Genomic DNA, 21,979 nt, shown 5'->3' with positions numbered 1-21,979 from the left:
GCAAACCCTGCCGCTATCGCAACTCCAGGCGAGACTCAACCAGCTGCCCGACAACGCCCTGACCAACGGACACCCCAAGCTGATCAACAAGATCGCGCAGCGCGCCTTTGCGCTGGCTATAATCAATCAGATCTTCCTGTCCGATAACCTGCCTGGCAACATGCGAGGTACTGCCAAGCCCGTCAATAAGCCCCAGCTCCAGCGCCTGCTCCCCGCTCCACACCAGGCCGCTGAACAAACGCTCGTCGTCTGCCAGGCGATCGCCACGACCTCTCTTTACAGCTTCTATAAACTGCTGATGAGTACTCTCCAGCACGCCTTGCCAGAACGCTACTTCTTGCTCCTGCTCGGGCGAGAACGGATCCAGGAACGCCTTGTTGTCACCGGCCGTATAAAGCCTGCGATCAACGCCCAGCTTGTCCATGGCACCGGTAAACCCGAAACCGCCGGCCACAACACCGATAGAACCCACCAGGCTGGCCCGGTTTGCATAAATCTCATCGGCCGCAGCCGCTATGTAGTAGGCGCCTGATGCTCCAATGTCCGAGATCACAGCATAAACTTTCTTTTCCGGGTACTCGCTCCTCAGTCGCTTGATCTCATCATAGATATAACCAGACTGAACCGGACTGCCACCTGGACTGTTGATGCGCAGGATAATCGCTACAGCATTCTCTTGCTCGAACGCTGAGCGCAGAGAGCCCACAATATTGTCGGCGCTGGCAAGCTCATCTGCAGCAATCGGGCCGTTTACTTCCACCACCGCAGTATGCTTCCCGGTCGTTGCTTCAAGACTGTCTCCAAACGGAGTCCAGACGATCGCCAGCAGCGCGAACAGGTAGACGAACGTGAGAAGCTTGAAAAAAATCCCCCAGCGGCGGCTCTTTCGCTGCTCAGACTGCAAAGACATGACCACTTTTTCAATCAGTCGCCAGTCGCGACCCGATTCCGGCGGCAAACGCGGTTGATTTCGCCCTGAACGAGGCTCTGCAGGTTTATCACCCCATTCTGGAGTCTTATCGGAATCCCAGTCACTCATGCATCTATCCTGTCAGAAATGAAAGCACCAAAATTTGTTTTACAGACCGAGCACGCTACGAAGATCCGGAACAGAATCAACGATGGCATGGGGTGCGTAGTCCCTGAGCACATCACGCTTATGCACCCCCCATTCAACACCTATTGAAGGCATACCAATGCGCTGTGCCATTTCCAGGTCATAACGGGTATCGCCAATCATAACGGCCTCTGAAGGCTCAACCCCATAAAACTGCAATATCTCTTCAAGCATACGCGGGTCCGGCTTGGATCGGGTCTCATCGGCACAGCGGGTAATATCAAAGTGCGCGCCGAGCCCGCTCGAAACAAGCGCTGACTCAAGACCTCTCCGGCTCTTGCCAGTTGCCACAGAGCATCCGCGGCCAGCACCTCGAAGATCTGCTACAACATCAGCCATACCCTCGAATATATTCTGGGGTGTTGTAACCTTACGGAAGAAATAATTCCCGTACCCCTCCCGGATGGTCGTCATTTCCTCGCGACTGATACCCGGATAAAGCCTTTCCAGCGCTTCGACCATACCCAGGCCAATGATGTCACGGTATGCCTCCCTCTCCAGCGCGGGATAGCCGAGATCGGTGGCAGCCTGATGCAGGCTGTCCGCTATGTGTTCGACGGAATCCACGAGCGTTCCGTCCCAATCAAAAATTACGATTTTAACGTCCATCAACCTGCTCCCGTTGCACGCACTTCGAGCCTGCTCAGCACCTGGCTGAACACATCATCATAAGGGGCTTCGAACCGAACCGCCTCCCCGGTCACTGGCAGCAAGAGTTCCAGAGCCCTGGCGTGCAGCATCAGACGCTGACCACCAACAGACCGGAATGCTTTCAGACTTGCATCATCCATATACTTATCATCCCCCGCTATCGGATGACCGGCGCAGGCACTATGAACGCGAATCTGATGGGTGCGACCTGTAACCGGTGACGCCTCCACCAGGCTGTAGCCGCTGTAGCGCGCAAGGCAGCGAAACGTTGTAAGCGAGGCTTTGCCGGCCCCATCAACCTTTACTCTGCGCTCTCCATTGGGCATTTCATAGCGCAGCAACGGCTCATCAACCCGCCCAAGCTTATCGGGCCAGTTCCCCGCCACCAAGGCATGATACTGTTTGCGAATGCGCCTCTGCCTGAGCTCATCCTGCAGATAGCGTAGCGCCGACCGCTTCTTGGCAATCATGACAAGCCCCGAGGTATCTCTGTCCAGGCGGTGCACCAATTCAAGGAATCTGGCCTCCGGGCGGGCCGCACGCAGCACTTCAATCAGACCAAAGCTGAGGCCGCTGCCGCCATGCACCGCAATGCCAGAGGGTTTGTTGACCACCAACATCTGGTCGTTTTCGAATACGACCGACGCCTCCACCACGCCCTGAACCCTGCTACCGGGCGCAGCTTGGGGGGCTTTCTCCTTCCGGACAACCGGCGGAATGCGCACCTGGTCGCCCGTCGCAAGACGAGTGTCGGGCTTCACCCTACCCTTATTCACCCGCACTTCACCCTTCCGGACAATGCGATAGATAATACTCCTGGGCACACCGCGAAGCTGCGCCAGCAGAAAATTATCCAGCCGCTGCCCATGATTATCTTCATCAACGGTTACCCAGAGAACCCCCTGCCGGACAGCTTCTCGTCCGCCACTCGCCTGCCTTGAATCGGCGCTGTTGCCTGGGCGTGACACCGGTTTTCTGACCCTGGCACTGGTGGGCTTTCCGGTAGCAGATTTGCGGGACATAAGGTTCCTTTAACGGGTGGTGTAGCTTGCAATGCGAGCGGGATTGAACGACTCCCTGAATGCTGTTATATTCCGGCGTGATCTGTCGTTTGTCTACGGCCTGACCAACTTGAGTCAGAAGCCGGAGCGGCAGAAGTATACCGACACTATTCAAGAGTTTGAACGCCGAACGCCCAATCACTATCGGGCCCGGCGCAAGAAATGCCTCCGCAGTGCCAGGGTAAACCCGTTAAAAACGGCGAACTGACACCGGAAAAACTGAAACCGCGCGGAAAACCGCCGGGCGAAATCGCGAAGAATCACTGCCATGCAAGGCCGGGCCGTCCAGCTTACGAATAAGACGTGAGACCCAGGCGCTTGTGTGAACCTGAAAACGGATTATATGCGCCAACAGACACGAACCCTAAACGACACCTCTCTGCCGGAAGGCCGACGGGATGTCGGCGGTGGTCTCAGATCAACAGGATCATACCCCGACAGGGCATGATTTGTCTGTCCGCCGCTCTGCCCCTGATTTAACGGGGCCTGCGGCACGCACATCCTGCTTCGCAGATGCGACGCCCTCCGGTTTTCTGTCAAAATCAAACGACAGGAAAATCCCCTTTCCATGAAAAGAATGCTTATCAATGCAACTCACCCTGAAGAGTTGCGCGTCGCCCTGGTTGACGGCCAGCGCCTGTTCGACCTCGATATCGAATCCAGCTCCCGCGAGCAGAAAAAAGCCAACATCTACAAAGGGCGCATTACCCGTGTAGAGCCGAGCCTGGAAGCAGCCTTTGTTGATTTCGGTGCCGATCGCCATGGCTTTCTCCCTCTGAAGGAGATTTCCAGAGACTATTTCAAAAAGTCGCCGGGCCAGATCGAAGGCAAAGTCAACATCAAGGAAGTCGTTGCGGAAGGCCAGGAGGTCATCGTCCAGGTCGACAAGGAAGAGCGCGGCAACAAAGGCGCCGCACTCACAACGTTCATTTCCCTTGCCGGTCGCTACCTCGTTCTGATGCCCAACAACCCCCGTGCAGGCGGTATTTCACGCCGCATTGAAGGCGAAGAACGGGCCCAGCTTAAAGAAGCCATGAACAGCGTTCAGGTGCCCAAGTCCATGGGCATCATCGTTCGCACCGCTGGTATTGGTCGCACCACAGAAGAATTGCAATGGGATCTCGACTACCTGGTTCAGTTCTGGGAAGCGATTACCCAGGCAGCCGGCGAGCGCAAAGCCCCCTTCCTGATCCATCAGGAAAGCAACGTTATCATTCGTGCCGTTCGTGACTACCTGCGCCAGGATATCGGAGAGGTACTGATCGACTCGGAAGGCGTTTATGAGGACGTACTGAACTTCGTCCGCGCTGTAATGCCGACGTTTGAGAACAAGATCAAGCTGTATAAAGACGAGATTCCGCTGTTCAGTCGATACCAGATTGAAGGCCAGATCGAAACGGCTTTCGAGCGGGAAGTCAGACTCCCCTCTGGCGGCTCTATCGTTATCGATCCGACCGAAGCGCTGGTGTCCATAGACATCAACTCATCCCGCGCCACCAAGGGCCAGGATATCGAGGAAACTGCGTTCCAGACCAACCTGGAAGCAGCAGAAGAAATCGCTCGGCAGCTGCGCCTGCGTGACATGGGCGGCCTGATTGTAATCGACTTTATCGACATGACTCCCGCCAGACACCAGCGCGAAGTCGAACAGAAAATGCGCGAAGCTCTGGAAATTGACCGGGCACGGGTTCAGGTTGGCAAGATCTCACGTTTCGGCTTGCTCGAAATGTCCCGTCAGCGGCTAAGGCCCTCGCTGGGTGAAACCCGCAGCGAAGTGTGCCCGCGCTGTGAAGGCCAGGGCACCATCCGTGGTATCGAGTCCTTGGCGCTGAGTATCATGCGCCTGATCTACGAAGAGTCGTCCAAGGAAAAGACTGGCGAAGTGCGTGCCATCGTACCTGTATCAGTCGCCACTTTCCTGCTGAACGAAAAGCGTAAACAGCTGGCCGACATTGAAGCGCGCCAGGAAGTCAGCGTTGTTGTCGTGCCGGTACCCCACATGGAAACGCCGCACTTCGAAATCCTGCGCATGCGGGATGACGAAACAACGCCCGAACACGTCTCAAGCCATCAGGTAGCGCAAGAATACAGCGAGCGTGAAGAAGATGTGTTTGAAGCGCCCGCAGCTGAAAAGCCGGTTCGAGAGCAGGCAGCCGTCCGGGCTATTCGCCCAAGCGCATCGGCGCCAACCGCAAATGCTGCCGACACCACAGAAGCTGAACCCGCAGAACAAGACGATGGCCTGTTCCGTAGAATCGGCCGCAAGATTGCCTGCTTCTTCAGTGACGAAGAAGCGCAGCCGGGCAAAACCCGCGACAACGCAAGCACAGAGGCGACCAGCCGCGGTGACCAGCGCAACCAGGTACGCCAGGATCGCCGTAAAACCCGCGTTGCGCGCGATGGCCAGAGCTCCGGTAGCAACAACCGCAACGGCAATGAGCGGCGCCAGAGCAACAACCAGAAGAATAGCGGTGACGATACCCGTTCACGGGGCCGCAACCGTAATGACGACCAGAATCGTCCTAACCAGAGCCGTCAGGCTGCTGACAGGAGTGCGGACAAGAGCACCGAAAATAAAGGTGCAGACAGCCGCAATGACGATAGCCGTCGGGATAGTCGCAGAGACAGCCAGAGCCGCGGCCAGAACCGAAGCCGACCTCAGCGTGACGCAAAAAATAGCGGTGATCAGAAGGATGCGAATCAGCAGGAATCTCCACAAAAGGCGCCTGCTGCTGAAAAATCCGGCTCTGATGACAGCCGCCGCAAACCGCGCCGCCCACGTAACCGGGACGGCTCCTCTTCCGAGGCTCCTGCTTCCAGCCCGGCGGCTCGCAAGAGCGCCCGCAATGAGAAGCATCAGAAGGATACTCAGCCGGAAGCCGGCAGCGACAACACGGATCTGAAATCAGCGACTGCAACTGACAAGAGTGCGGATAAGGCCATAACCAAGGCAGCTGTGGCGCAGCGAAGCGAGCCGAAGCAGTCAGAGCAAAACGCAGCTTATGAAGCCAAGCCCGTTCAAAAGCCGCAAACCGTCGCTGACACTGCCCCGGTACCTGAATCTGAAGAGCAGACAGATCCGCAGGCTCATAAGCCCGCAGGCCCGGCTACCACAGAGGCGTCTGCAACGGCAGAAGCTCCCGCAGCCAAAGCCAAGCCCAAAGCAGCACAGGGCGAAGCAGCCACTGCGCCGGCCCAGCCAGCCAAAAAAACCACAGCGGATGCCAGCCCGAAGCCGGCTGCACAAGCCAGCGAGACCGTTACAGGCAGCAAGCCATCCGCCGAAGCGAACAAAGCAGAATCTGCTTCAAAAGATAGTGAGCCGTCCGCAACAGAGGTTAAAGAGCCCTCAGCCGCTAAAGAGCCCTCGGCTCCAGAAGTTAAAGAGCCATCAGCCGCAGCGACTAAAGAGCCCTCAGCAGCAGAGGTTGGAAAGTCCCCAGCGACAGAAGCTAAAGAACCCTCAGCTGCAGCTGACAAGCCAGCAGTAAAAGCAGAGCGCGCGCCCTCGGCCAAAGAAGATGAAAAACCGGCGGCAAACGCAGGCGCAGAGATGGGCTCATCTGACGATGAGAACAAAACACCTCCTGCAAAGAAGCCCAGAGCCACACCCGCCAGGAGCCGAAGCAAGTCCCCAGCAGCGGAAAAGACCGCAGCACAAGCGCCCGCGGAGAATGCCGAAGCCGCATCAGGTAAAGCAGCGCCCGTGTCTGCAGAAGAACCCGCAGAAGGAACAGGCGTTTCGGTAACACCCGGGCGCGCTTACAACGACCCCCGCGAAGTGCGTAAACGCCAGCGAGCAGCCGAAGAAGCCAAAAAATCCGGGGGTAACTAATACATGCTGTCCAATGCCGACGTTGAAGCGCTGGAAGATATCCTGTTCGCCGACCCCTGGGGCGACGATGCTCTCGACTTTTTCGGCTTTCATGGCGCCGTGTGCGCCAGCGTCGTCGGGCCGGCCAGACTGAGCGTAGAGACTGTCTTCCGCCTTGTTACCGGGACCGATGAAACACCTGGCGGTGGAATTCCGGAAACCTTCCGCCAGTGCGTCACGCAACTGGCGGGAGATATGGCCAGGGCACTCGATATGGGCCAGGCTCTGGAACTTCCAGAGCCGGAAGACGGCGATCCCATGAACGCGCTTGAGAATTGGTGTGCGGGCTTCGTGGATACGTTTTTGGAGAATGAAGATGAGTGGCTGGACGCCGCCAGCGAGGATGAGACCGCCGATCTGATGGTGCCCATGCTGACGCTATCGGGCCTGTTTGACGACGAAGACTTCCAGAACGTTCGCAACAGCGAAAAACTGTCACGTCAGATGGCCGACGCTATCCCCGACTCCCTGACAGACCTCTACCTACTGTTCCACGCACCGGATTAAACCGGTGCGCCAACACCAGGCACCTGCCTGAAACGATGCCAGACCGGCTCCAGCCCGTCTGGCATTTTCATAATACGGCCCAGCTCACACCAGGGCGCACCGGGAAAATGAAAATCACTGCCCTGCGACGCCAGCAGCTTCTCCCGCACACAAAGCTCAGCGAGAAACCCCAGATCCCCACTGGATTGCCCAGATGTAGACACCTCGATAGCTTGACCGCCAGCACGGCGGAAGTCAGCCGTAAGGTCGCGAAGTTTTGTTGCAGTTAGCTGATATTTCCGGGGATGAGCCAACACCGCAAGCCCGCCGGCGGAATTGATCCACTGCACGACTTCCTGCAACTCCGGCCAAAACGCCTTAACATCACCGGCCTTTCCGCTACCAAGGTAGCGTTTGAATGCCTGTGCGGTATTCTTAACGATACCAGCTTCAACCAGTACCTTCGCAAAGTGCGGTCGCCCGGGAACATCGCCTCCGGATTCTGCCGTAGCGCGCTCAAGAAGATCCGGAATAGCAAGTTTACTCAGGCGGTCGGCGATCATGCCCGCCCTCGCCCAACGGTTGCGGTTCTGCTGCTCCAATGCGGCAAGGAAATCCGCGTGATCGATGTCAAAATCCAGACCTACAATGTGTATGGTGTGGCTGCGCCATAAACAGGAAAGCTCAATTCCCGGAATCAGCACGATATCGTTCGCTTTCGCGGCACTCTCGGCCTCGGCAAAACCGCTGACCGTATCGTGATCTGTCAGGGCAAGATGCGTAACCTTTTTTTCTGCGGCACGGACAACCAGCTCCGTTGGCGTGAGCGCCCCATCCGAAGCGGTGCTGTGGCAATGCAGATCAATGCACAAAAAAGGGTCTTGCGGTATAGTCACAAAAATTCCCGGATTAAGTAAGTGGCAATACAAGCCTGAATCAGGCTGCGCTGGTCATGCAACACAGTGTACCAGCCATTCCACTTCATGCATTATTTACAAGTTCCTTCATGGAACCGGAGACCTGTATGTACTACGCCATTATCAGTGAAGATGTCGATAACAGCCTGCCCCTGCGCCAGACAGCGAGGTCCGCACACATTGAGAGGCTGCAGCAACTGAAGGCGGAAGGCCGGCTGCTGGTCGCAGGACCTCACCCCGCTGTCGATACGAATGACCCGGGAGATGCAGGCTTTTCGGGTAGCCTCGTGATTGCCGAGTTCGATTCCTTGGCCGTGGCTCAGGCCTGGGCTGACAGTGACCCCTATATGGATGCCGGTGTTTATCAAAAAGTTATCGTTAAACCGTTCAAAGTCGTGTTGCCCTGAAACATCCGGAATTGCTCCATGAGCTTATTGTAATGACAGCTCGCTTGAACGGTCGAAGATCTGTGACAAAATTGCGGCTTTGATAACAACATGCTTTTGAAACCGCCTTTTAACTTGAACACCGTAGGAATCTTGCCAGTGACGCTTTTTCGCCTTGCCATCAGTACGCTTTTTATACTGTCTTCCATTGCTACGGCTCAGGCAAAAACCGCTTGGGTTGATGATCAGCTCTATCTTCCCGTGCGATCTGGCGCCGGCTCCCAGTATCGTATCATTGAGAACGCGGTCCCCAGCGGCACCGCACTGGAAGTTATTGAAACGTCAGATTCCGGCTATACTCGTGTACGCACACCAAAAGGCAATGACGGCTGGGTTTCCAGTCAGTATCTGAGTGATACGCCGATTGCAGCAGATCGGCTGAAAACCGTAAGCCGGCAGCTTGAGCAGGCCCAAACTGAGCTATCCTCTTTGAAAGCGCAGTTGAACGAAGTCTCCAGCGAAAGAGATTCACTGAGTAACGCGGAATCTTCGCTGTCTACCCGCTCAGAAGAGTTGCAGCAGGAGCTCAGACGTATCAAGAATATTGCTTCAGATTCAATTAATCTGAAGCGGCGGAACGATGAGTTGCTGGGTGAAAACCAGAAACTGCACAATGATCTGGAAGTGCTGACCGCAGAGAACGAGCGACTGGAAGCCAGCAAAGAGTCTGATTTCATGCTTGTAGGTGCTGGCCTTGTACTCGGAGGGGTACTTCTCGCTTTGGTTATTCCGATGCTTAAACCCTCAAGAAAAACCGATAACTGGGCGTGAATGTTATGAAGGACTATTCGGAGAAGCGCGATTTTCATCGCATGCAGGTTGAGTCAGAAATCGAGATTACCGACAGCAAAGGGAATACGTTTTCCGGTACCTGTAAAGATCTCAGTGCAACGGGAATGCAGATGCTTGTGAGAAACCCTGTGATGGTTGGAGAAGAACTGACCACGGTGCTGCACCCGAGCAGTGATCAGTTCCCTCCGTTGGAGACAATCTGTGAGGTAATCCGATGTGAACCGGAGGGCGAAGGCTTCTTGCTGGGAACCAACATCAGCGAAGTCACCCGCTAGTCTCCAGCCCCTTGGCATTAATTAGCCAACAGTTAAACCAGGGGCTTTTCTGACACAACGATGCCGTTGTTGTCAGCGTACACATAGTGGCCAGGGCGGAAAGTCACGCCGTGGAAGGTTACCGGCACATCCAGGTCGCCAAGGCCGCGCTTTTCGCTTTTCCGAGGATAGGTAGCCAGCGCCTGAACCCCCAAATCTGTTTTGCCGATCTCATCAACATCCCGCACGCAGCCATAGATGATCAAACCCGCCCAACCATTGCTGGCCGCTTTTTCAGCGAGCATGTCGCCCAACAGAGCGTGGCGCATCGAACCGCCACCATCAACCACCATCACCCGACCTTTGCCGGGCAAGCCAACCTGCTCCTTCACCACGGAGTTGTCTTCAAAGCACTTGACGGTAACCATCTCGCCACCGAAGGCTTTTACTCCGCCATAGTTATTAAAGCCGGGTGCGACCACTTCAACTTCCGGAAACTCATCACACAAATCCGGGGTAATAATCGTTGTCACCTTATCGCTCTCCTTACGCACAGAAGTAAACTCAGTCGATTTTTTCGTCAGCCAGGAAGAACCAGGTATCCAGCACCGAATCCGGGTTAAGGGATACAGTGTCGATACCCTGATTCATCAGCCATTTGGCAAGATCGGGATGGTCAGACGGACCTTGGCCACAGATACCGATGTACTTACCTGCCTTTTTGCATGCCTGAATGGCGCTGGACAGAAGTATTTTAACGGCATCGTCCCGTTCGTCGAACAGGTGCGCAATAATGCCTGAATCTCGATCCAGCCCCAGGGTCAGCTGAGTCAAATCGTTTGAACCGATGGAAAAGCCGTCAAAATGTTCGAGGAACTGTTCTGCCAGCAAAGCGTTGCCTGGCAGTTCACACATCATGATCACACGCAGGCCATTCTCGCCGCGCTTGAGACCATTCTCAGCCAACAACTTGACCACCTGCTCGGCTTCACCAACGGTGCGAACAAAAGGCACCATAACTTCTACGTTGGTCAGGCCCATCACATCGCGTACTTTTTTGAGCGCACGGCATTCCAGCTCGAAACAGTCGCGAAAAGTTTCCGAGATATAACGCGACGCGCCCCGGAAGCCCAGCATCGGGTTTTCTTCATCGGGCTCATACAAAGTGCCGCCGATCAGGTTGGCGTACTCATTGGATTTGAAATCAGACAGGCGCACGATGACCTTCTTGGGCCAAAACGCGGCGGCCAGGGTAGAAATGCCTTCGACCAGCTTATCCACATAAAAATCGACCGGCGAGCTGTAACCGGAGATACGCTTCTCGACGGTCTGCTTGATATCACGGGGCAGGCCTTCAAAATTCAGAAGGGCCTTGGGGTGAACACCAATCATGCGGTTAATAATGAATTCAAGGCGCGCCAGGCCAACGCCTTCATTGGGCAGCGACTGGAAATCAAAAGCACGGTCCGGGTTACCCACGTTCATCATGATCTTGAACGGGATATTGGGCATGGAATCTACCGTGTTTTCACGCAGCTCAAAGTCCAACGCACCTTCGTAAATCAGGCCGGTGTCACCTTCCGCACAGGATACGGTAACTTCCTGGCCGTCTTTCAGTACCTCTGTTGCGTCACCACAGCCCACGACCGCCGGAATGCCCAGCTCGCGAGCAATGATAGCGGCGTGACAGGTACGGCCCCCACGGTCCGTAATAATCGCGGAAGCACGCTTCATAACGGGCTCCCAGTCCGGGTCCGTCATATCCGTAACCAGTACATCGCCATCCTGTACGCGATCCATTTCCTTAATGCTGGTAATAATCTTGACCGGGCCGGCACCAATTTTGTGACCAATACTGCGACCTTCCACCAGCACAGTGCCGGTTTCGTTCAGCAGGTAACGCTCCATTACGTTGGCAGACGCCCGGCTTTTAACGGTTTCCGGACGGGCCTGAACGATGTAGATGTTGCCGTCATCACCATCTTTGGCCCACTCAATGTCCATGGGGCGCTGATAGTGCTTCTCAATGATCACGGCTTGCCTGGCCAGCTCTTCCACTTCGGCGTCTGAAATACAGAACCGACCGCGCTCTTCCGGGTCCACTTTAACGGTTTCCACAAGTTGGCCTTCACCAGGCTCTGTGTGGTAAATCATTTTAATGGCTTTGCTACCGAGATTTCTGCGCAACACAGCGGGCCGGCCGGCATCAAGAGTGGGTTTGTGAACGTAGAACTCATCAGGGTTAACGGCGCCCTGAACAACCGTCTCCCCAAGGCCATAAGAGCCGGTGATGAACACAACGTCCCGGAAGCCCGATTCCGTATCCAGCGTAAACATAACGCCGCTTGAAGCGGTTTCGCTGCGTACCATCTTCTGGATGCCTGCAGACAAGGCCACAAGCTTGTGATCAAAGCCATGGTGAACGCGGTAGGAAATCGCGCGGTCATTAAACAGGGAGGCAAACACCTCTTTTACTGACGTGCGCACTTGTTCAAGCCCGACTACGTTCAGAAAGGTTTCCTGTTGGCCAGCAAACGAAGCATCCGGGAGATCTTCAGCCGTAGCTGAAGAGCGCACGGCAACGGCCATCTTGTCATTGCCGTTGAGTATTTGGCCGTAGGCCTCCTTGAGCGCCACTTCCAGGGCGTCCGGGAAGGGCGTATCAATAATCCACTGGCGTATCTTCGCGCCTACACGGGCAAGCTCGTTCACGTCATTAATATCGAGTGCGTCGAGGAGTTTATCGATCTTGTCTTTCAGGCCATCTTTGGCCAAAAACTCACGGTAGGCGTGCGCAGTGGTGGCAAAACCACCTGGGACCGTTACACCTGCATTGGCGAGATTACTGATCATTTCACCGAGGGAAGCGTTTTTGCCGCCTACCCGGTCAACATCGGACATTCCCAGGTGATCAAACCAGATTATGTAATCTTCCAAAGCGTGTCTCCCTTAAAATCTGTAAGGCTAAGAATTAAACCGGGCCAGCGGTAGCAAGCGTAAAAAGCGGATAACAACCACTGCGGAGTCTCTAACTTGGCGTGTATGATACTGTAACCTTCGGGTTTTACCTAGGGAGCCGGGACAACACCATGAAACGTACAGCCTTCTTTATTTCCGATGGCACTGGCCTGACCGCTGAGGCTCTCGGGCATAGCCTATTGGCCCAATTCGAAAAAATTGAATTTGAGCGCATAACCGTACCCTATATCGACGACGTTGAAAAAGCCCGGGACATGGTTAAACGCATAAACAATGCGGCGGAAGCCGATGATGCCAGACCGCTGATCTTCGACACCATTGTGGATAGCTCTATCCGTGACATTATCTCGAATGCCCAAGGTTTTATGGTGGATATCTTCGGAACATTCCTGAACCCACTGGAAAAGGAATTGCAATCGTCCTCATCCTACTCCGTGGGCAAATCCCATGCGATCAACAACGAAGGCGTTTACGAGCGTCGCATCCACGCGGTGAACTTTGCACTGGATAACGATGATGGTGCGCGCACGCGGTATTACGATGAAGCGGATCTTATCCTGGTGGGAGCGTCACGCAGCGGCAAAACCCCAACCTGCCTGTACCTCGCACTCCAGTATGGTGTTAAAGCTGCCAACTACCCGATTACCGAAGAGGATCTGTCAGACCAGCAAATGCCCAAGGCACTGCGGCCGCACAAGGAAAAGATCTTTGGCCTGACTATTGAGCCCGAAAGGCTGGCCACCATCCGCAATGAGCGGCGCCCCAACTCCCGCTACTCGTCCATTCAGCAGTGCATGCACGAAATCGAAGAGATTGAGCTGATGTATCGAAGGGAGCGCATTCCGTTTCTGAATACGACAGCCTATTCCGTAGAAGAAATAGCGACGCGTATCATAGTTGCCACCGGTTTGAAGCGGAACCGCTAAAAGGCCTGTTACTGAACAGGCAGGCCGGTAACAACGGCCTGCCTTGTTACTACCTACAACTCCTGAATGTTCAGCCCAAGCTCCTTAACAAGAGCGCGGTTATCCGGGCCTGTCACTACGGCAGTGCTGGCTTTATCGGGCACCAGCCAGGTTGCAGCAACCCGTTTAAGGTCATCAAGCGTTACTGACAACACGCGCTCACGAAAACGCGCCCGTTGCTCAGGACTACGCCCGAACAACTTGTTGTGGAAAGCGTGACGCGCGGCTCCGGCTGGCGAGCGCGGGCGATCCATCTGCCCAATAACGCCAAGAATGGACTCTTCCAGCTCCTGATACTCATGGTCCGTTTCCTGGAGCCATACCAGCGCTTTGTCGAAATCTTCAAGAGTTTCAGCCAGGCGTGGATCCCGGTATGAGAAAAAGCGGAAGTTGCCATTCACACTATCCTGCGCTGCCCCACCACCGTAGGCACCGCCCTTCTCACGGATGGCCCTGTGCAGATAACCGTTACGCAGAAAACCACCCAGCACGCTGAGCGCCGCCGCATCCGGGTGGTCAACCGGCACCGTGCTGTATGCGCGGGCGCAGAAGTTGACCTGTGTGGACGTCAGCCAGGCTTCGTGGGTTGCGAAACTCACCGGTTCCATCTTCCAGCGGGATGCGTCAACGCCGGTATCGCCCTGCCAGCAGAACTTGAGGTCGTCAATCAATGCCGGAAGTTGCTCTTCCTCACCGATAATCAGGAACTCCCGAGCCTGTTCGCGAATTCTGCCGTGCAGGCTTGCCAGTTGTTGGCAGAATGCATCAAGCGCTGCCGGATCCTTCAGCGACTGATCCAGCTCCTTGGTGCCGCGAATTCCCGCGAGGCCACCAAGGCGGAAGGTTAACCAGGCACCCGGGCTCATACCCTGAGCCGCGGCACCCATGGCCAGCGCATGACCACTGCCCGTTACAGCCTGCTCACGGCGGGCGCGGATCTGGGCAACAATCTCGCGGATGCGATCTTTTTCATCGAAGCGGGCACTGGTGAAAACGTCCCTGAGCAGTTTCGTCAACACCGTCCGATTACGTGCTAACGACTTGCCGCTGAAGATCATATAACCAGACAAATCATGAACGTCATCAATTCGACCCTTGGCGGTAAACGAGGCGCCAATACCACCGGATTCTGCCGAGATTCGATCCTGCATCTGCAGGTAGTCCAGATCGCCACAGCCCACCTCCGAGATCAGCGCGCTGTAATACGGGAGCAACAACAGCTCCTCTTCTGTTAGTGCCGGCAGTGGCAATACCACCTGCTCGTAAATCAGACCGTTGGTTCCTCGCGCAAACACCGTTGCCGAGATATCGCCGTCGAAACGGGCTTCCGGCTCGGGCATTTGCAGCGGTACATCCGTCAGGTCCACTTTTGGCAGGATGGAATCGTCATCCTTGCGCATCTGGCGCTCTTCCAGCGCTTTGGCGCGATCGACAATCTGCCCGATTTCTTCGCTGGTGAGCTCTGCCTTGCGTTTGGCGAGGGATTCGCGGATTGCCTGCTGACGCCGTGCATCCAGTTTATCGTCCGGACGCAGCGTAAGCGTTACCCGGTGCGGGTTATCCAGCAGCTTGCGACGGATAAGGCCGGGGATGAACTCTGGATCGCGAATTTTCTCCCGCAGGGTTGCCAAAACCGGGTCCAGATCGAGCAACTCAACCGGGTCGCCGCCGTGAACCATGGGAGCAATCGCACTCATGATCAGTTGAAGACCATAGGGAAAGCTGTCTCCGGCAATTTCGCGCTGGTGCAGTTCAAGCTGATGAAGAATAGCTTCCAGACGTTCCTCGCTGACGCCCTCCTTGACCACTTTCTCAAGCGTGCTCTCAATGAGTACTTCCAGATCGTTCTGTTTCTCTGGCTCACTGCCCTCAAGACCGCATAAAAACGTCATTTCCCGATTGGAATCTTCGAGCCCGCACATGGGTGAAGGCGCCTGGCCGATATCCGTCGTTTCCAGCGCCCGCATCAGTGGAGACGCGCTGTTTTCAAGCAATATGGCCGACAATAACTGCCCCTCCAGGTTTTCCTGAAGATCAAAGCTGTGGCCCAGCAGCCAACCCACAACAATGTGGGTTTTGTTGGTCATGTCTTCACCTTCACTCACGCCGTAGCCCTGGTCCACACGAACCGGCGCAAACATGCGTTTTTCATCGCGCACGGGGAGCTCAATATCCAGCTTGTCGAAACGCTTGAGAGCAAGCTCTTCAAACCGCTCGTGGTGTTCATGGGCCGGAATATTACCGTAGGTGGCAAAGATCGCGTTGCTGGGGTGGTAATGGTGTCGATAGAAACGAATAAGATCATCGTAACCCAAGTCAACGATATGATCCGGCTCGCCGCCGCTGTTGTAGTGGTAGGTAGTGGTCGGGAACAGATGGCTGCTCAGGTTCTGCCAGAGCTGCGAGGTAGCCGAGCTCATGGCACCTTTCATCTCATTGTAAACAACACCCTTATAGACCAGGTCGGTGCCTGGATCGTCCGGCGTTTCAAACTCCAGCCGATGTCCTTCCTGAGCAAAATCCAGCGGATCCAGCTTGGAGAAAAAGACGGAGTCCAGATAGACGGACAAAAGGTTGTCAAAATCCTTGCGATTCATGCTCGCGAAGGGATAAGCCGTCCAGTCACTGCTGGTGAACGCGTTCATGAACGTGTTCAACGAGCGACGAATCATCATGAAAAACGGATCGCGAACCGGGTAGCGTTCACTGCCGCATAAAGCCGTGTGTTCAAGAATATGGGCAACGCCTGTCGAATCCATCGGAAAGGTTCTGAGTGCCACAAAAAACACGTTTTCATCGTTGTCCGCCGCGAGATGGAGATGGCGGGCACCGGTTTTTTTATGGCGATACTCTTCTACATCGAGATTAAGCGTATCGATCCGGTGACTGCGAAGCTTCTCAAAAGCCGGATGGGTTGCGTTATCGATCACTGCAGCCATTCAAACTATCCTGTCGTTAAACAATTGGAGAATGACAGGGTAACACGTAGTATCAGTTATCCTGTATCCGTCCCCCAGCGATAAGGTAGCTCCCAGGATCATGAGTACATCTTCAGGCCCAGCAAGAGCCTTACAGGCTCCCGAAGTCGCCGCTTATTGGGCAGAGCGGCGGAGTTACCTTGAGCGCATACGTAAATCCCCGGAGGTTCGGCAACGCTTCCGGCGCGAGGTCGTTATCTATCTGGCGCGCCGTCTGCTCTGGTCTTTCGGCTTCTTCCCCGTATTCATGGCCTTCTGGGTGCCTTTGGTGCTGGCCAGCTTCAATCCGGTGGTCCTCGCGTCTGATCTGATTCCTTTACTCCAGGATTTCGTAAACTCGAACCCCGAAGTGCAGGCTACAACACTCAGTACACTTGCCATTGCCTGGGCGTCGGTTGGTTTTTTCTTTCTGATCTTTGATTTTGTTCTAACACCGTTCAAATCGCCCTATGAATACGAGGCCGATGTCTACATGAGGGCCTGGGAGCAGCTCAATCATGATCAACTTCCCGCTAAAGTGTGATTTGGCCTGCATTCTCACCAAGTTCAAGCACTTTTGGATACATAACTCAGCTCTCGCTGGGTAAGATAAAACCGCTACCCGCACCACAGAGCCCGGCATGTGTTATCGGGACAAGAATTACAGGGCAACACAATGCCCGAAACTGAAAGGCTGGTAACGCTGACCCGATAACCAACGCGATTGAAGTAACAGCTTGAGGTAGTTAGATGGTGATCAAGAACGCTCTTCTGGTGGATGACTCCAAGGTAGCCCGGTTTGCCCTGAGCAAGCTGCTGGAGAACCTCGACATGAACGTCAGTATGGCCGGCTCTGCCGAAGAGGCCCTGGAGTTTCTCGGCAGCCGTGAGCATCCGGACGTCATCTTCATGGACCACCTGATGCCCGGAATGAACGGCGTGGAAGCCACTAAGGCCATCAAGGGCAATCCGGAGACCGCCAGCATACCGATCATCATGTGCACGTCCCAGAAGTCCTTATCGTTCACGAAAGAAGCGACAAATTTCGGGGTTTACAACATCCTGACCAAGCCAACGCAGCCTGAGGGCCTTGGCCTGGCGCTGGAGCAATTGGCGATCGACGTTAAGGGAGGCACCCTGCCAGAGGCGCCGCAATTCGGCCTGACACCGGATACCGACGAATACCTGGCCGATATGCCCGACAACGCAGCGGTGGAGATGTCACCAGAGCAGCCTGACGGCGAACCCGCGCTTAACGGTGGCACGGCGCCGAGCGTCGTGCCGTTGACCAGTGACCTGATAGAGCAGATTTCCCGTTCCGCCGTCAAAACCCACGTCAACCATCGTCTACATGAGCTACTCAGTTCGTTATTTGACGAACAGTTCGATCACCTGAAGCGCGCACTGGATGAATCGCGTGGCAAGCAGGCAACCATGATTGAAGAGCGCCTAAGTGCGATGAGCGGGATGATAGAGGAGCGCACCCGGAACCTGCATGACGAAGTGGCGGCTGAGGTAAACCTTCATATGGGCCGCGAGCTGGCAGACCTGAAAAAGGAGCTATCACAAAACACCGGCTTTACCAGCAACCATATGGACGAACTCAAAGACCACATTACCAGCGTACAGACCATCGATACCGATTTCTGGCAGACACTGCAATCTGAAGCCATCCAGCAGGCCCATGAGATTTCCCGTGAAACGGCTGAAGACATCGCGCAGCGGACCATTGATCTGTTCGTGGCCCAGCAGCGCTCAGCGTCTTCCAAAATCTATACGGTTGCGCTTGCTGTCAGTCTTGGAGTATTCAGCCTTGGGATTGCCTGGTTAGCGGGCCTTTTCGGCTAACCGCCTGGCGAATCCTCTCCCAATCTTCTGGTGTGTCTATGTCGTCATGGACACCCGGAATGTTCAGCCGGGTCGCACCTGCTTTGGCCAGCAAGCGGCCTGCACCCCGGTCACCTTCCAATGCCAGCGCTTCGGGCCATAGCCCCCGGGGCAGATACGCCGGTACGCCCGGGTGCCGGCCATAGTCCGCTGCAGCCGGCTGCGTCGGGAAACATCGCGCCGCTTCGCCAAAAGTCCCAAGTGCCTCCGTGTCCAGCAGCGGCTGGTCCGCCACCAGCACAAATACACCTTTCACACGTGGCCCAAGGCTTCGAATACCAGCGGCCAACGAAGCCGCCATACCCTCGTGCCAATCTGCCACACGCACCCACCGGGCCGGCTGCGCGCGGCAACGGAAACGAATCAGCGAGTACCAGGCACCACACACAACTCGCACATCCCGGCTCAGCAGCCTGCCCTGAGCGATTGCACGATCAAGCAACGTACAGCTCTGCCCATTCTGTGCTCTCAGGGTTAACAGCGCTTTTGGGCGCCCAAACCGACTGGAAGCACCTGCCGCAAGAACAAGTGCCGGAAATTCCTGATCGCTGTCACAACGAGAGGCGGTTATGATTTCACTCCTGATAAAGAGGTGAAAACAGAAATGATAGCCTGAATCGACCCAGGCCATTACCTGACAGGTCACTCATTCAGGATTTTTGCTAGAATCCCCACATCATTCAACCCTACCCGCCCGGAAATTTGATGAATCAGCTGTTTGTAGACAACCTCACCGTTATTGATTTTGCTTACCTGGATCCCACCCGTGGGTTAGTCGGGGAAAGCTGGATTGCCGACGTTGTGCTGGAAGGCGAACTTGATGACCAGGGCATGGTATTCGATTTCAGCAACGTGAAGCGCACCATCAAGCGCATTATAGATGAGCGCGTGGATCACCGGCTGGTCATACCCCGTGGCTACGAAGGCCTCTCCTGGAACCAGGACACGCCCGACACGTTCACCTGGGGCCTGACCGACGGCAGCCACATTGTGCACCGCTCACCGGATGAAGCCGTTGTATGGCTTTCTGCAGAGCGGGTTGTTCCATCGGCGGTTGCGGCACTGCTGGAGCGCGAGCTGATGGCGGTACTGCCGGCAAATGTGACATCGGTGGAAATCAACCTTCGTGAAGACGTGATAGAGGGCGCCTACTACCACTACGTTCACGGCCTGAAAAAGCACTTGGGAAACTGCCAGCGCATCGCGCATGGCCACCGTTCACCTATTCGCATTGATCGAAATGGGCACCGGGACTATGACCTGGAAAGCGCCTGGTCCAAGCTTTGGCAGGATATCTATGTGGGTTCTGAGGAAGACGTAGCGCGCCGTCACGTGGAAGAGGATGGTGTTCCTTACATAACCTTCGAGTACGAGGCCAACCAAGGCGAGTTCGCCCTGACCTTGCCTGAAAAGCGCGTTTATATGATGGGTACTGACACAACGGTTGAATTGATCGCCGCACACATAGCTAACCAGCTCAAGGCAGAGTTTCCTTCGGACACGATTCTGGTAAAAGCCTACGAAGGTGTCGGCAAAGGAGCCATAGCCTCTCGTTGATGCCGGCCACTCCAGGGCCAAGTGAGCAGGGCGCCACCTCCCAAAACTGTGTGTTGCCAAGGATGGCAACACCAAGCCCCCATGGAAGGGTTTACGGCGTGTTTTGGGAGGTGGCGCCCTGCTCACGCTCTCTGGCACTCAACTAGATGTGAAAATCATTTAGACACAAAAAAACCGCCCGAAGGCGGTTTTTTTGATGGCTATCCGGTGGACTAAACCGTCAAGCCGTATTGGCGTCCCCTAGGGGGTTCGAACCCCTGTTGCCGCCGTGAAAGGGCGGAGTCCTAGGCCACTAGACGAAGGGGACTAGAAAATTGGTGGAGCCAGACGGGATCGAACCGTCGACCTCAACACTGCCAGTGTTGCGCTCTCCCAGCTGAGCTATGGCCCCCAACGGCTGCGTATATTAAGGATCCGCCCCATGGGCGTCAACCTTTGGGGGCACTTTTTTTCAGTTTTCCGAACTTCCCTGTCCAGACCGCTCACTTCTTCACCAAAGTGGCTATTAAGCACCCAGTGCAGCGTATTCTTTCTCCACTTTCTTGGTTTCTTTCTTGGAGAAACCTCCAAGCACCTCCAAAGCCTGCCGCAAACGAGCGCGAGTCATATCCGGGCCGAGCATATCCATGGAATCCATAACCGACCAGGAGTTCGGAGTACCTGCAATAGCAACAAATACAGAAAACATGAAGTCGCCCATCTTAAGATCCATGGCTTTGGCCAGAAACTTGATATCCGCGAAGATGCTTTCCTTGCTCCAGTGGCGCTGGGCTTCAAGCTTCCACAAGGTGAACTGGAGAACCCGCTTGATCTGACCTTCTTCCAGTTTGTTGTGCGCAAAGTCTTCCGGCTTCAGATCCAGCATGCCCGAGAACATGAACTGGGCCATGGGCGCCACATCGGAGAACACCTCTGCCCTGCCCTTGATATGCGGAACCAGCGCCTTGAGCGCGTCTTCGTTGAACCTCCATTGGCGCAAGCGATCGATAAACTGATCTTCCGTGAGTTCGTCGCGTAGCCAAAGGCCGTTAAGCCAGCGTAGCTTATCCACATCAAAAACCGGGCCACCGAGGGATACACGCTGAATATCGAAGTTGGAGATCATCTCATCCAGCGTGAACTTTTCACGCTCATCCGGCATGGACCAGCCCATACGGCCAAGGTAGTTGGTTACCGCTTCCGGCAGAAAGCCCATGCGCTCGTAAAAGTTAATGCTGGTAGGGTTCTTGCGTTTGGACAGCTTGCTCTTGTCCGGGTTGCGTAACAGCGGCAGATGGCAAAGAACCGGCATTTCCCATCCAAAATACTCGTACAGTAGCTTGTGCTTGGGCGCGGAGTTGATCCACTCCTCGCCACGCAGAACGTGGGTGATTTCCATCAAATGGTCGTCAACCACGTTAGCGAGGTGGTAAGTGGGCATGCCGTCAGATTTAAGCAGGATCTGACAATCTACCTGCGCCCAATCGATTTCAATGATGCCGCGAAGCATGTCATTGATCTCGCAGGTGCCTTCCTCCGGCACCTTCATGCGAATCACATAGGGCTCACTCGCATCCAGACGGCGCTTGACCTCTTCTTGAGAAAGCTCCAGATTTCCTTTTATACCGGGGTTCAGACCTTGTGCCTTACGTTCTTCCCGAATGGCATCCAGCTCTTCGGGCGTACGGAAGCAATAAAAAGCGTGGCCAGCGGTGACCAGATCTTCCGCGTACTGGCTGTATGAATGCTTGCGCTCAGACTGGCGATATGGCCCGTGAGGCCCTCCGACATCAGGACCCTCATCCCAATTAAGACCAAGCCAGCGTAGCGCCTTGAGAATGTCCTGCTCGGATTCCGCGGTGCTGCGGACCTGATCGGTGTCTTCAATCCGCAGGATGAACTGCCCGCCGTGCTGCCGGGCAAAACACAGGTTGAACAGGGCCACGTAGGCGGTACCAACGTGTGGATCACCGGTAGGTGATGGAGCAATTCGGGTACGTACAGTCATGAAACCTTCCTGAAAATCGGTGGCCGTTTGATAAACCCGGCATTATACC

18 protein-coding genes and 2 tRNA genes are annotated in these 21,979 nt (G+C 55.3%); 9 read left to right on the top strand and 11 right to left on the bottom strand.

Features of this window, described 5'->3' with window-relative positions; translation table 11 throughout:
• Nucleotides 1–13: 13 nt before the first annotated feature.
• From ACN0V1_RS17765 to rluC, 3 genes are read right to left on the bottom strand one after another with little or no spacing between them, the layout of a single operon-like run.
• Nucleotides 14–1,039 carry a S49 family peptidase gene (locus ACN0V1_RS17765; RefSeq protein WP_417546273.1) on the bottom strand — a complete coding sequence of 342 codons (1,026 nt, stop codon included), beginning with the start codon at nucleotides 1,037–1,039 and terminating at the stop codon, nucleotides 14–16.
• A gap of 39 nt (nucleotides 1,040–1,078) precedes the next feature.
• Nucleotides 1,079–1,726: an HAD family hydrolase gene (locus ACN0V1_RS17760; RefSeq protein ID WP_417546272.1), complete on the bottom strand. Its 648-nt coding sequence runs from the start codon at nucleotides 1,724–1,726 to the stop codon at nucleotides 1,079–1,081.
• On the bottom strand, nucleotides 1,726–2,790 hold the full coding sequence (gene rluC, locus ACN0V1_RS17755; RefSeq protein ID WP_417546271.1) for a 23S rRNA pseudouridine(955/2504/2580) synthase RluC: 1,065 nt from the start codon (nucleotides 2,788–2,790) through the stop codon (nucleotides 1,726–1,728). Before rluC ends, ACN0V1_RS17760 begins: the two co-directional genes overlap by 1 nt.
• 607 nt (nucleotides 2,791–3,397) lie before the next feature.
• Here rluC and rne point away from each other — a divergent pair.
• Together rne and ACN0V1_RS17745 are read left to right on the top strand one after the other, a co-directional pair.
• Nucleotides 3,398–6,664: a ribonuclease E gene (gene rne / locus ACN0V1_RS17750; protein ID WP_417546270.1), complete on the top strand. Its 3,267-nt coding sequence runs from the start codon at nucleotides 3,398–3,400 to the stop codon at nucleotides 6,662–6,664.
• Nucleotides 6,665–6,667: 3 nt separating this feature from the next.
• The gene (locus tag ACN0V1_RS17745) at nucleotides 6,668–7,210 is read left to right on the top strand and encodes a YecA family protein (protein ID WP_417546269.1); all 543 of its coding nucleotides are present in this window, start codon (nucleotides 6,668–6,670) and stop codon (nucleotides 7,208–7,210) included.
• Here ACN0V1_RS17745 and ACN0V1_RS17740 read toward each other — a convergent pair.
• Entirely contained in the window at nucleotides 7,207–8,085 is an 879-nt protein-coding gene (locus tag ACN0V1_RS17740; RefSeq protein WP_417546268.1) for a PHP domain-containing protein, read from the bottom strand. The two genes, ACN0V1_RS17745 and ACN0V1_RS17740, sit on opposite strands and share 4 nt — an antisense overlap.
• A 128-nt stretch (nucleotides 8,086–8,213) precedes the next feature.
• Between ACN0V1_RS17740 and ACN0V1_RS17735 the strand changes: the two genes are divergently transcribed.
• The 3 genes from ACN0V1_RS17735 to ACN0V1_RS17725 all read left to right on the top strand — a co-directional run bounded on the left by ACN0V1_RS17735 (nucleotide 8,214) and on the right by ACN0V1_RS17725 (nucleotide 9,619).
• Nucleotides 8,214–8,513, top strand: coding sequence for a YciI family protein (locus ACN0V1_RS17735; RefSeq protein ID WP_417546267.1), 300 nt, complete (start codon nucleotides 8,214–8,216; stop codon nucleotides 8,511–8,513).
• Between the two features lie 138 nt (nucleotides 8,514–8,651).
• Nucleotides 8,652–9,323, top strand: a complete 672-nt coding sequence (locus ACN0V1_RS17730; protein ID WP_417546266.1) for a TIGR04211 family SH3 domain-containing protein — start codon at nucleotides 8,652–8,654, stop codon at nucleotides 9,321–9,323.
• Between the two features lie 5 nt (nucleotides 9,324–9,328).
• Nucleotides 9,329–9,619, top strand: coding sequence for a PilZ domain-containing protein (locus ACN0V1_RS17725; protein WP_417546265.1), 291 nt, complete (start codon nucleotides 9,329–9,331; stop codon nucleotides 9,617–9,619).
• Nucleotides 9,620–9,651: 32 nt separating this feature from the next.
• Here ACN0V1_RS17725 and rraA read toward each other — a convergent pair whose 3' ends face one another.
• Nucleotides 9,652–10,131 (bottom strand): ribonuclease E activity regulator RraA, encoded by a 480-nt coding sequence (rraA, locus tag ACN0V1_RS17720; protein WP_291945442.1) that lies wholly within the window; start codon nucleotides 10,129–10,131, stop codon nucleotides 9,652–9,654.
• Between the two features lie 31 nt (nucleotides 10,132–10,162).
• Entirely contained in the window at nucleotides 10,163–12,535 is a 2,373-nt protein-coding gene (gene ppsA, locus ACN0V1_RS17715) for a phosphoenolpyruvate synthase (RefSeq protein WP_417546264.1), read from the bottom strand.
• A 152-nt stretch (nucleotides 12,536–12,687) separates the two neighbouring features.
• Between ppsA and ACN0V1_RS17710 the strand changes: the two genes are divergently transcribed.
• Nucleotides 12,688–13,503 (top strand): pyruvate, water dikinase regulatory protein, encoded by an 816-nt coding sequence (locus tag ACN0V1_RS17710; protein WP_417546263.1) that lies wholly within the window; start codon nucleotides 12,688–12,690, stop codon nucleotides 13,501–13,503.
• Between the two features lie 53 nt (nucleotides 13,504–13,556).
• On the opposite strand, the gene ACN0V1_RS17705 is transcribed toward ACN0V1_RS17710, so the two are convergent.
• Nucleotides 13,557–16,481: an insulinase family protein gene (locus ACN0V1_RS17705; protein ID WP_417546262.1), complete on the bottom strand. Its 2,925-nt coding sequence runs from the start codon at nucleotides 16,479–16,481 to the stop codon at nucleotides 13,557–13,559.
• A gap of 100 nt (nucleotides 16,482–16,581) precedes the next feature.
• Here ACN0V1_RS17705 and ACN0V1_RS17700 point away from each other — a divergent pair, with 100 nt between their 5' ends.
• Together ACN0V1_RS17700 and ACN0V1_RS17695 are read left to right on the top strand one after the other, a co-directional pair.
• The gene (locus tag ACN0V1_RS17700; protein ID WP_417546261.1) at nucleotides 16,582–17,043 is read left to right on the top strand and encodes a hypothetical protein; all 462 of its coding nucleotides are present in this window, start codon (nucleotides 16,582–16,584) and stop codon (nucleotides 17,041–17,043) included.
• Nucleotides 17,044–17,249: 206 nt separating this feature from the next.
• Nucleotides 17,250–18,347 carry a response regulator gene (locus ACN0V1_RS17695; protein WP_417546260.1) on the top strand — a complete coding sequence of 366 codons (1,098 nt, stop codon included), beginning with the start codon at nucleotides 17,250–17,252 and terminating at the stop codon, nucleotides 18,345–18,347.
• On the opposite strand, the gene ACN0V1_RS17690 is transcribed toward ACN0V1_RS17695, so the two are convergent.
• Complete coding sequence (locus ACN0V1_RS17690) at nucleotides 18,307–19,017, bottom strand: nucleotidyltransferase family protein (protein ID WP_417546259.1); 711 nt, start codon at nucleotides 19,015–19,017, stop codon at nucleotides 18,307–18,309. The two genes, ACN0V1_RS17695 and ACN0V1_RS17690, sit on opposite strands and share 41 nt — an antisense overlap.
• Nucleotides 19,018–19,091: 74 nt before the next feature.
• On the opposite strand from ACN0V1_RS17690, the gene ACN0V1_RS17685 reads away from it, so the two are divergent.
• Entirely contained in the window at nucleotides 19,092–19,943 is an 852-nt protein-coding gene (locus ACN0V1_RS17685) for a 6-carboxytetrahydropterin synthase (RefSeq protein ID WP_417546258.1), read from the top strand.
• A 231-nt stretch (nucleotides 19,944–20,174) separates the two neighbouring features.
• Here ACN0V1_RS17685 and ACN0V1_RS17680 read toward each other — a convergent pair.
• The 3 genes from ACN0V1_RS17680 to gltX form a co-directional block, all read right to left on the bottom strand.
• Nucleotides 20,175–20,250: transfer RNA gene (locus tag ACN0V1_RS17680), tRNA-Glu, on the bottom strand.
• Nucleotides 20,251–20,258: 8 nt separating this feature from the next.
• A tRNA-Ala gene (locus ACN0V1_RS17675) sits at nucleotides 20,259–20,334 on the bottom strand.
• A gap of 114 nt (nucleotides 20,335–20,448) precedes the next feature.
• Nucleotides 20,449–21,930 carry a glutamate--tRNA ligase gene (gene gltX / locus ACN0V1_RS17670; RefSeq protein ID WP_417546257.1) on the bottom strand — a complete coding sequence of 494 codons (1,482 nt, stop codon included), beginning with the start codon at nucleotides 21,928–21,930 and terminating at the stop codon, nucleotides 20,449–20,451.
• Nucleotides 21,931–21,979 lie beyond the last annotated feature (49 nt).

The sequence above is a fragment of the Marinobacter sp. genome (genome assembly GCF_048266785.1).
In the GTDB taxonomy this organism is placed as follows: Bacteria; Pseudomonadota; Gammaproteobacteria; order Pseudomonadales; family Oleiphilaceae; genus Marinobacter.
The sequence above is the reverse complement of the archived record's forward strand: the minus strand, read 5'-3'. Positions and strand labels throughout refer to the sequence as shown.

Coding starts and splice junctions, on each gene's coding strand:
- ACN0V1_RS17765 (WP_417546273.1), bottom strand. CDS start 1,039: ATGAGTGACTGGGATTCCGATAAGACTCCAGAATGGGGTGATAAACCT.
- ACN0V1_RS17760 (WP_417546272.1), bottom strand. CDS start 1,726: ATGGACGTTAAAATCGTAATTTTTGATTGGGACGGAACGCTCGTGGAT.
- rluC (WP_417546271.1), bottom strand. CDS start 2,790: ATGTCCCGCAAATCTGCTACCGGAAAGCCCACCAGTGCCAGGGTCAGA.
- rne (WP_417546270.1), top strand. CDS start 3,398: ATGAAAAGAATGCTTATCAATGCAACTCACCCTGAAGAGTTGCGCGTC.
- ACN0V1_RS17745 (WP_417546269.1), top strand. CDS start 6,668: ATGCTGTCCAATGCCGACGTTGAAGCGCTGGAAGATATCCTGTTCGCC.
- ACN0V1_RS17735 (WP_417546267.1), top strand. CDS start 8,214: ATGTACTACGCCATTATCAGTGAAGATGTCGATAACAGCCTGCCCCTG.
- ACN0V1_RS17725 (WP_417546265.1), top strand. CDS start 9,329: ATGAAGGACTATTCGGAGAAGCGCGATTTTCATCGCATGCAGGTTGAG.
- ACN0V1_RS17710 (WP_417546263.1), top strand. CDS start 12,688: ATGAAACGTACAGCCTTCTTTATTTCCGATGGCACTGGCCTGACCGCT.
- ACN0V1_RS17705 (WP_417546262.1), bottom strand. CDS start 16,481: ATGGCTGCAGTGATCGATAACGCAACCCATCCGGCTTTTGAGAAGCTT.
- ACN0V1_RS17700 (WP_417546261.1), top strand. CDS start 16,582: ATGAGTACATCTTCAGGCCCAGCAAGAGCCTTACAGGCTCCCGAAGTC.
- ACN0V1_RS17695 (WP_417546260.1), top strand. CDS start 17,250: ATGGTGATCAAGAACGCTCTTCTGGTGGATGACTCCAAGGTAGCCCGG.
- ACN0V1_RS17690 (WP_417546259.1), bottom strand. CDS start 19,017: ATGGCCTGGGTCGATTCAGGCTATCATTTCTGTTTTCACCTCTTTATC.
- ACN0V1_RS17685 (WP_417546258.1), top strand. CDS start 19,092: ATGAATCAGCTGTTTGTAGACAACCTCACCGTTATTGATTTTGCTTAC.
- gltX (WP_417546257.1), bottom strand. CDS start 21,930: ATGACTGTACGTACCCGAATTGCTCCATCACCTACCGGTGATCCACAC.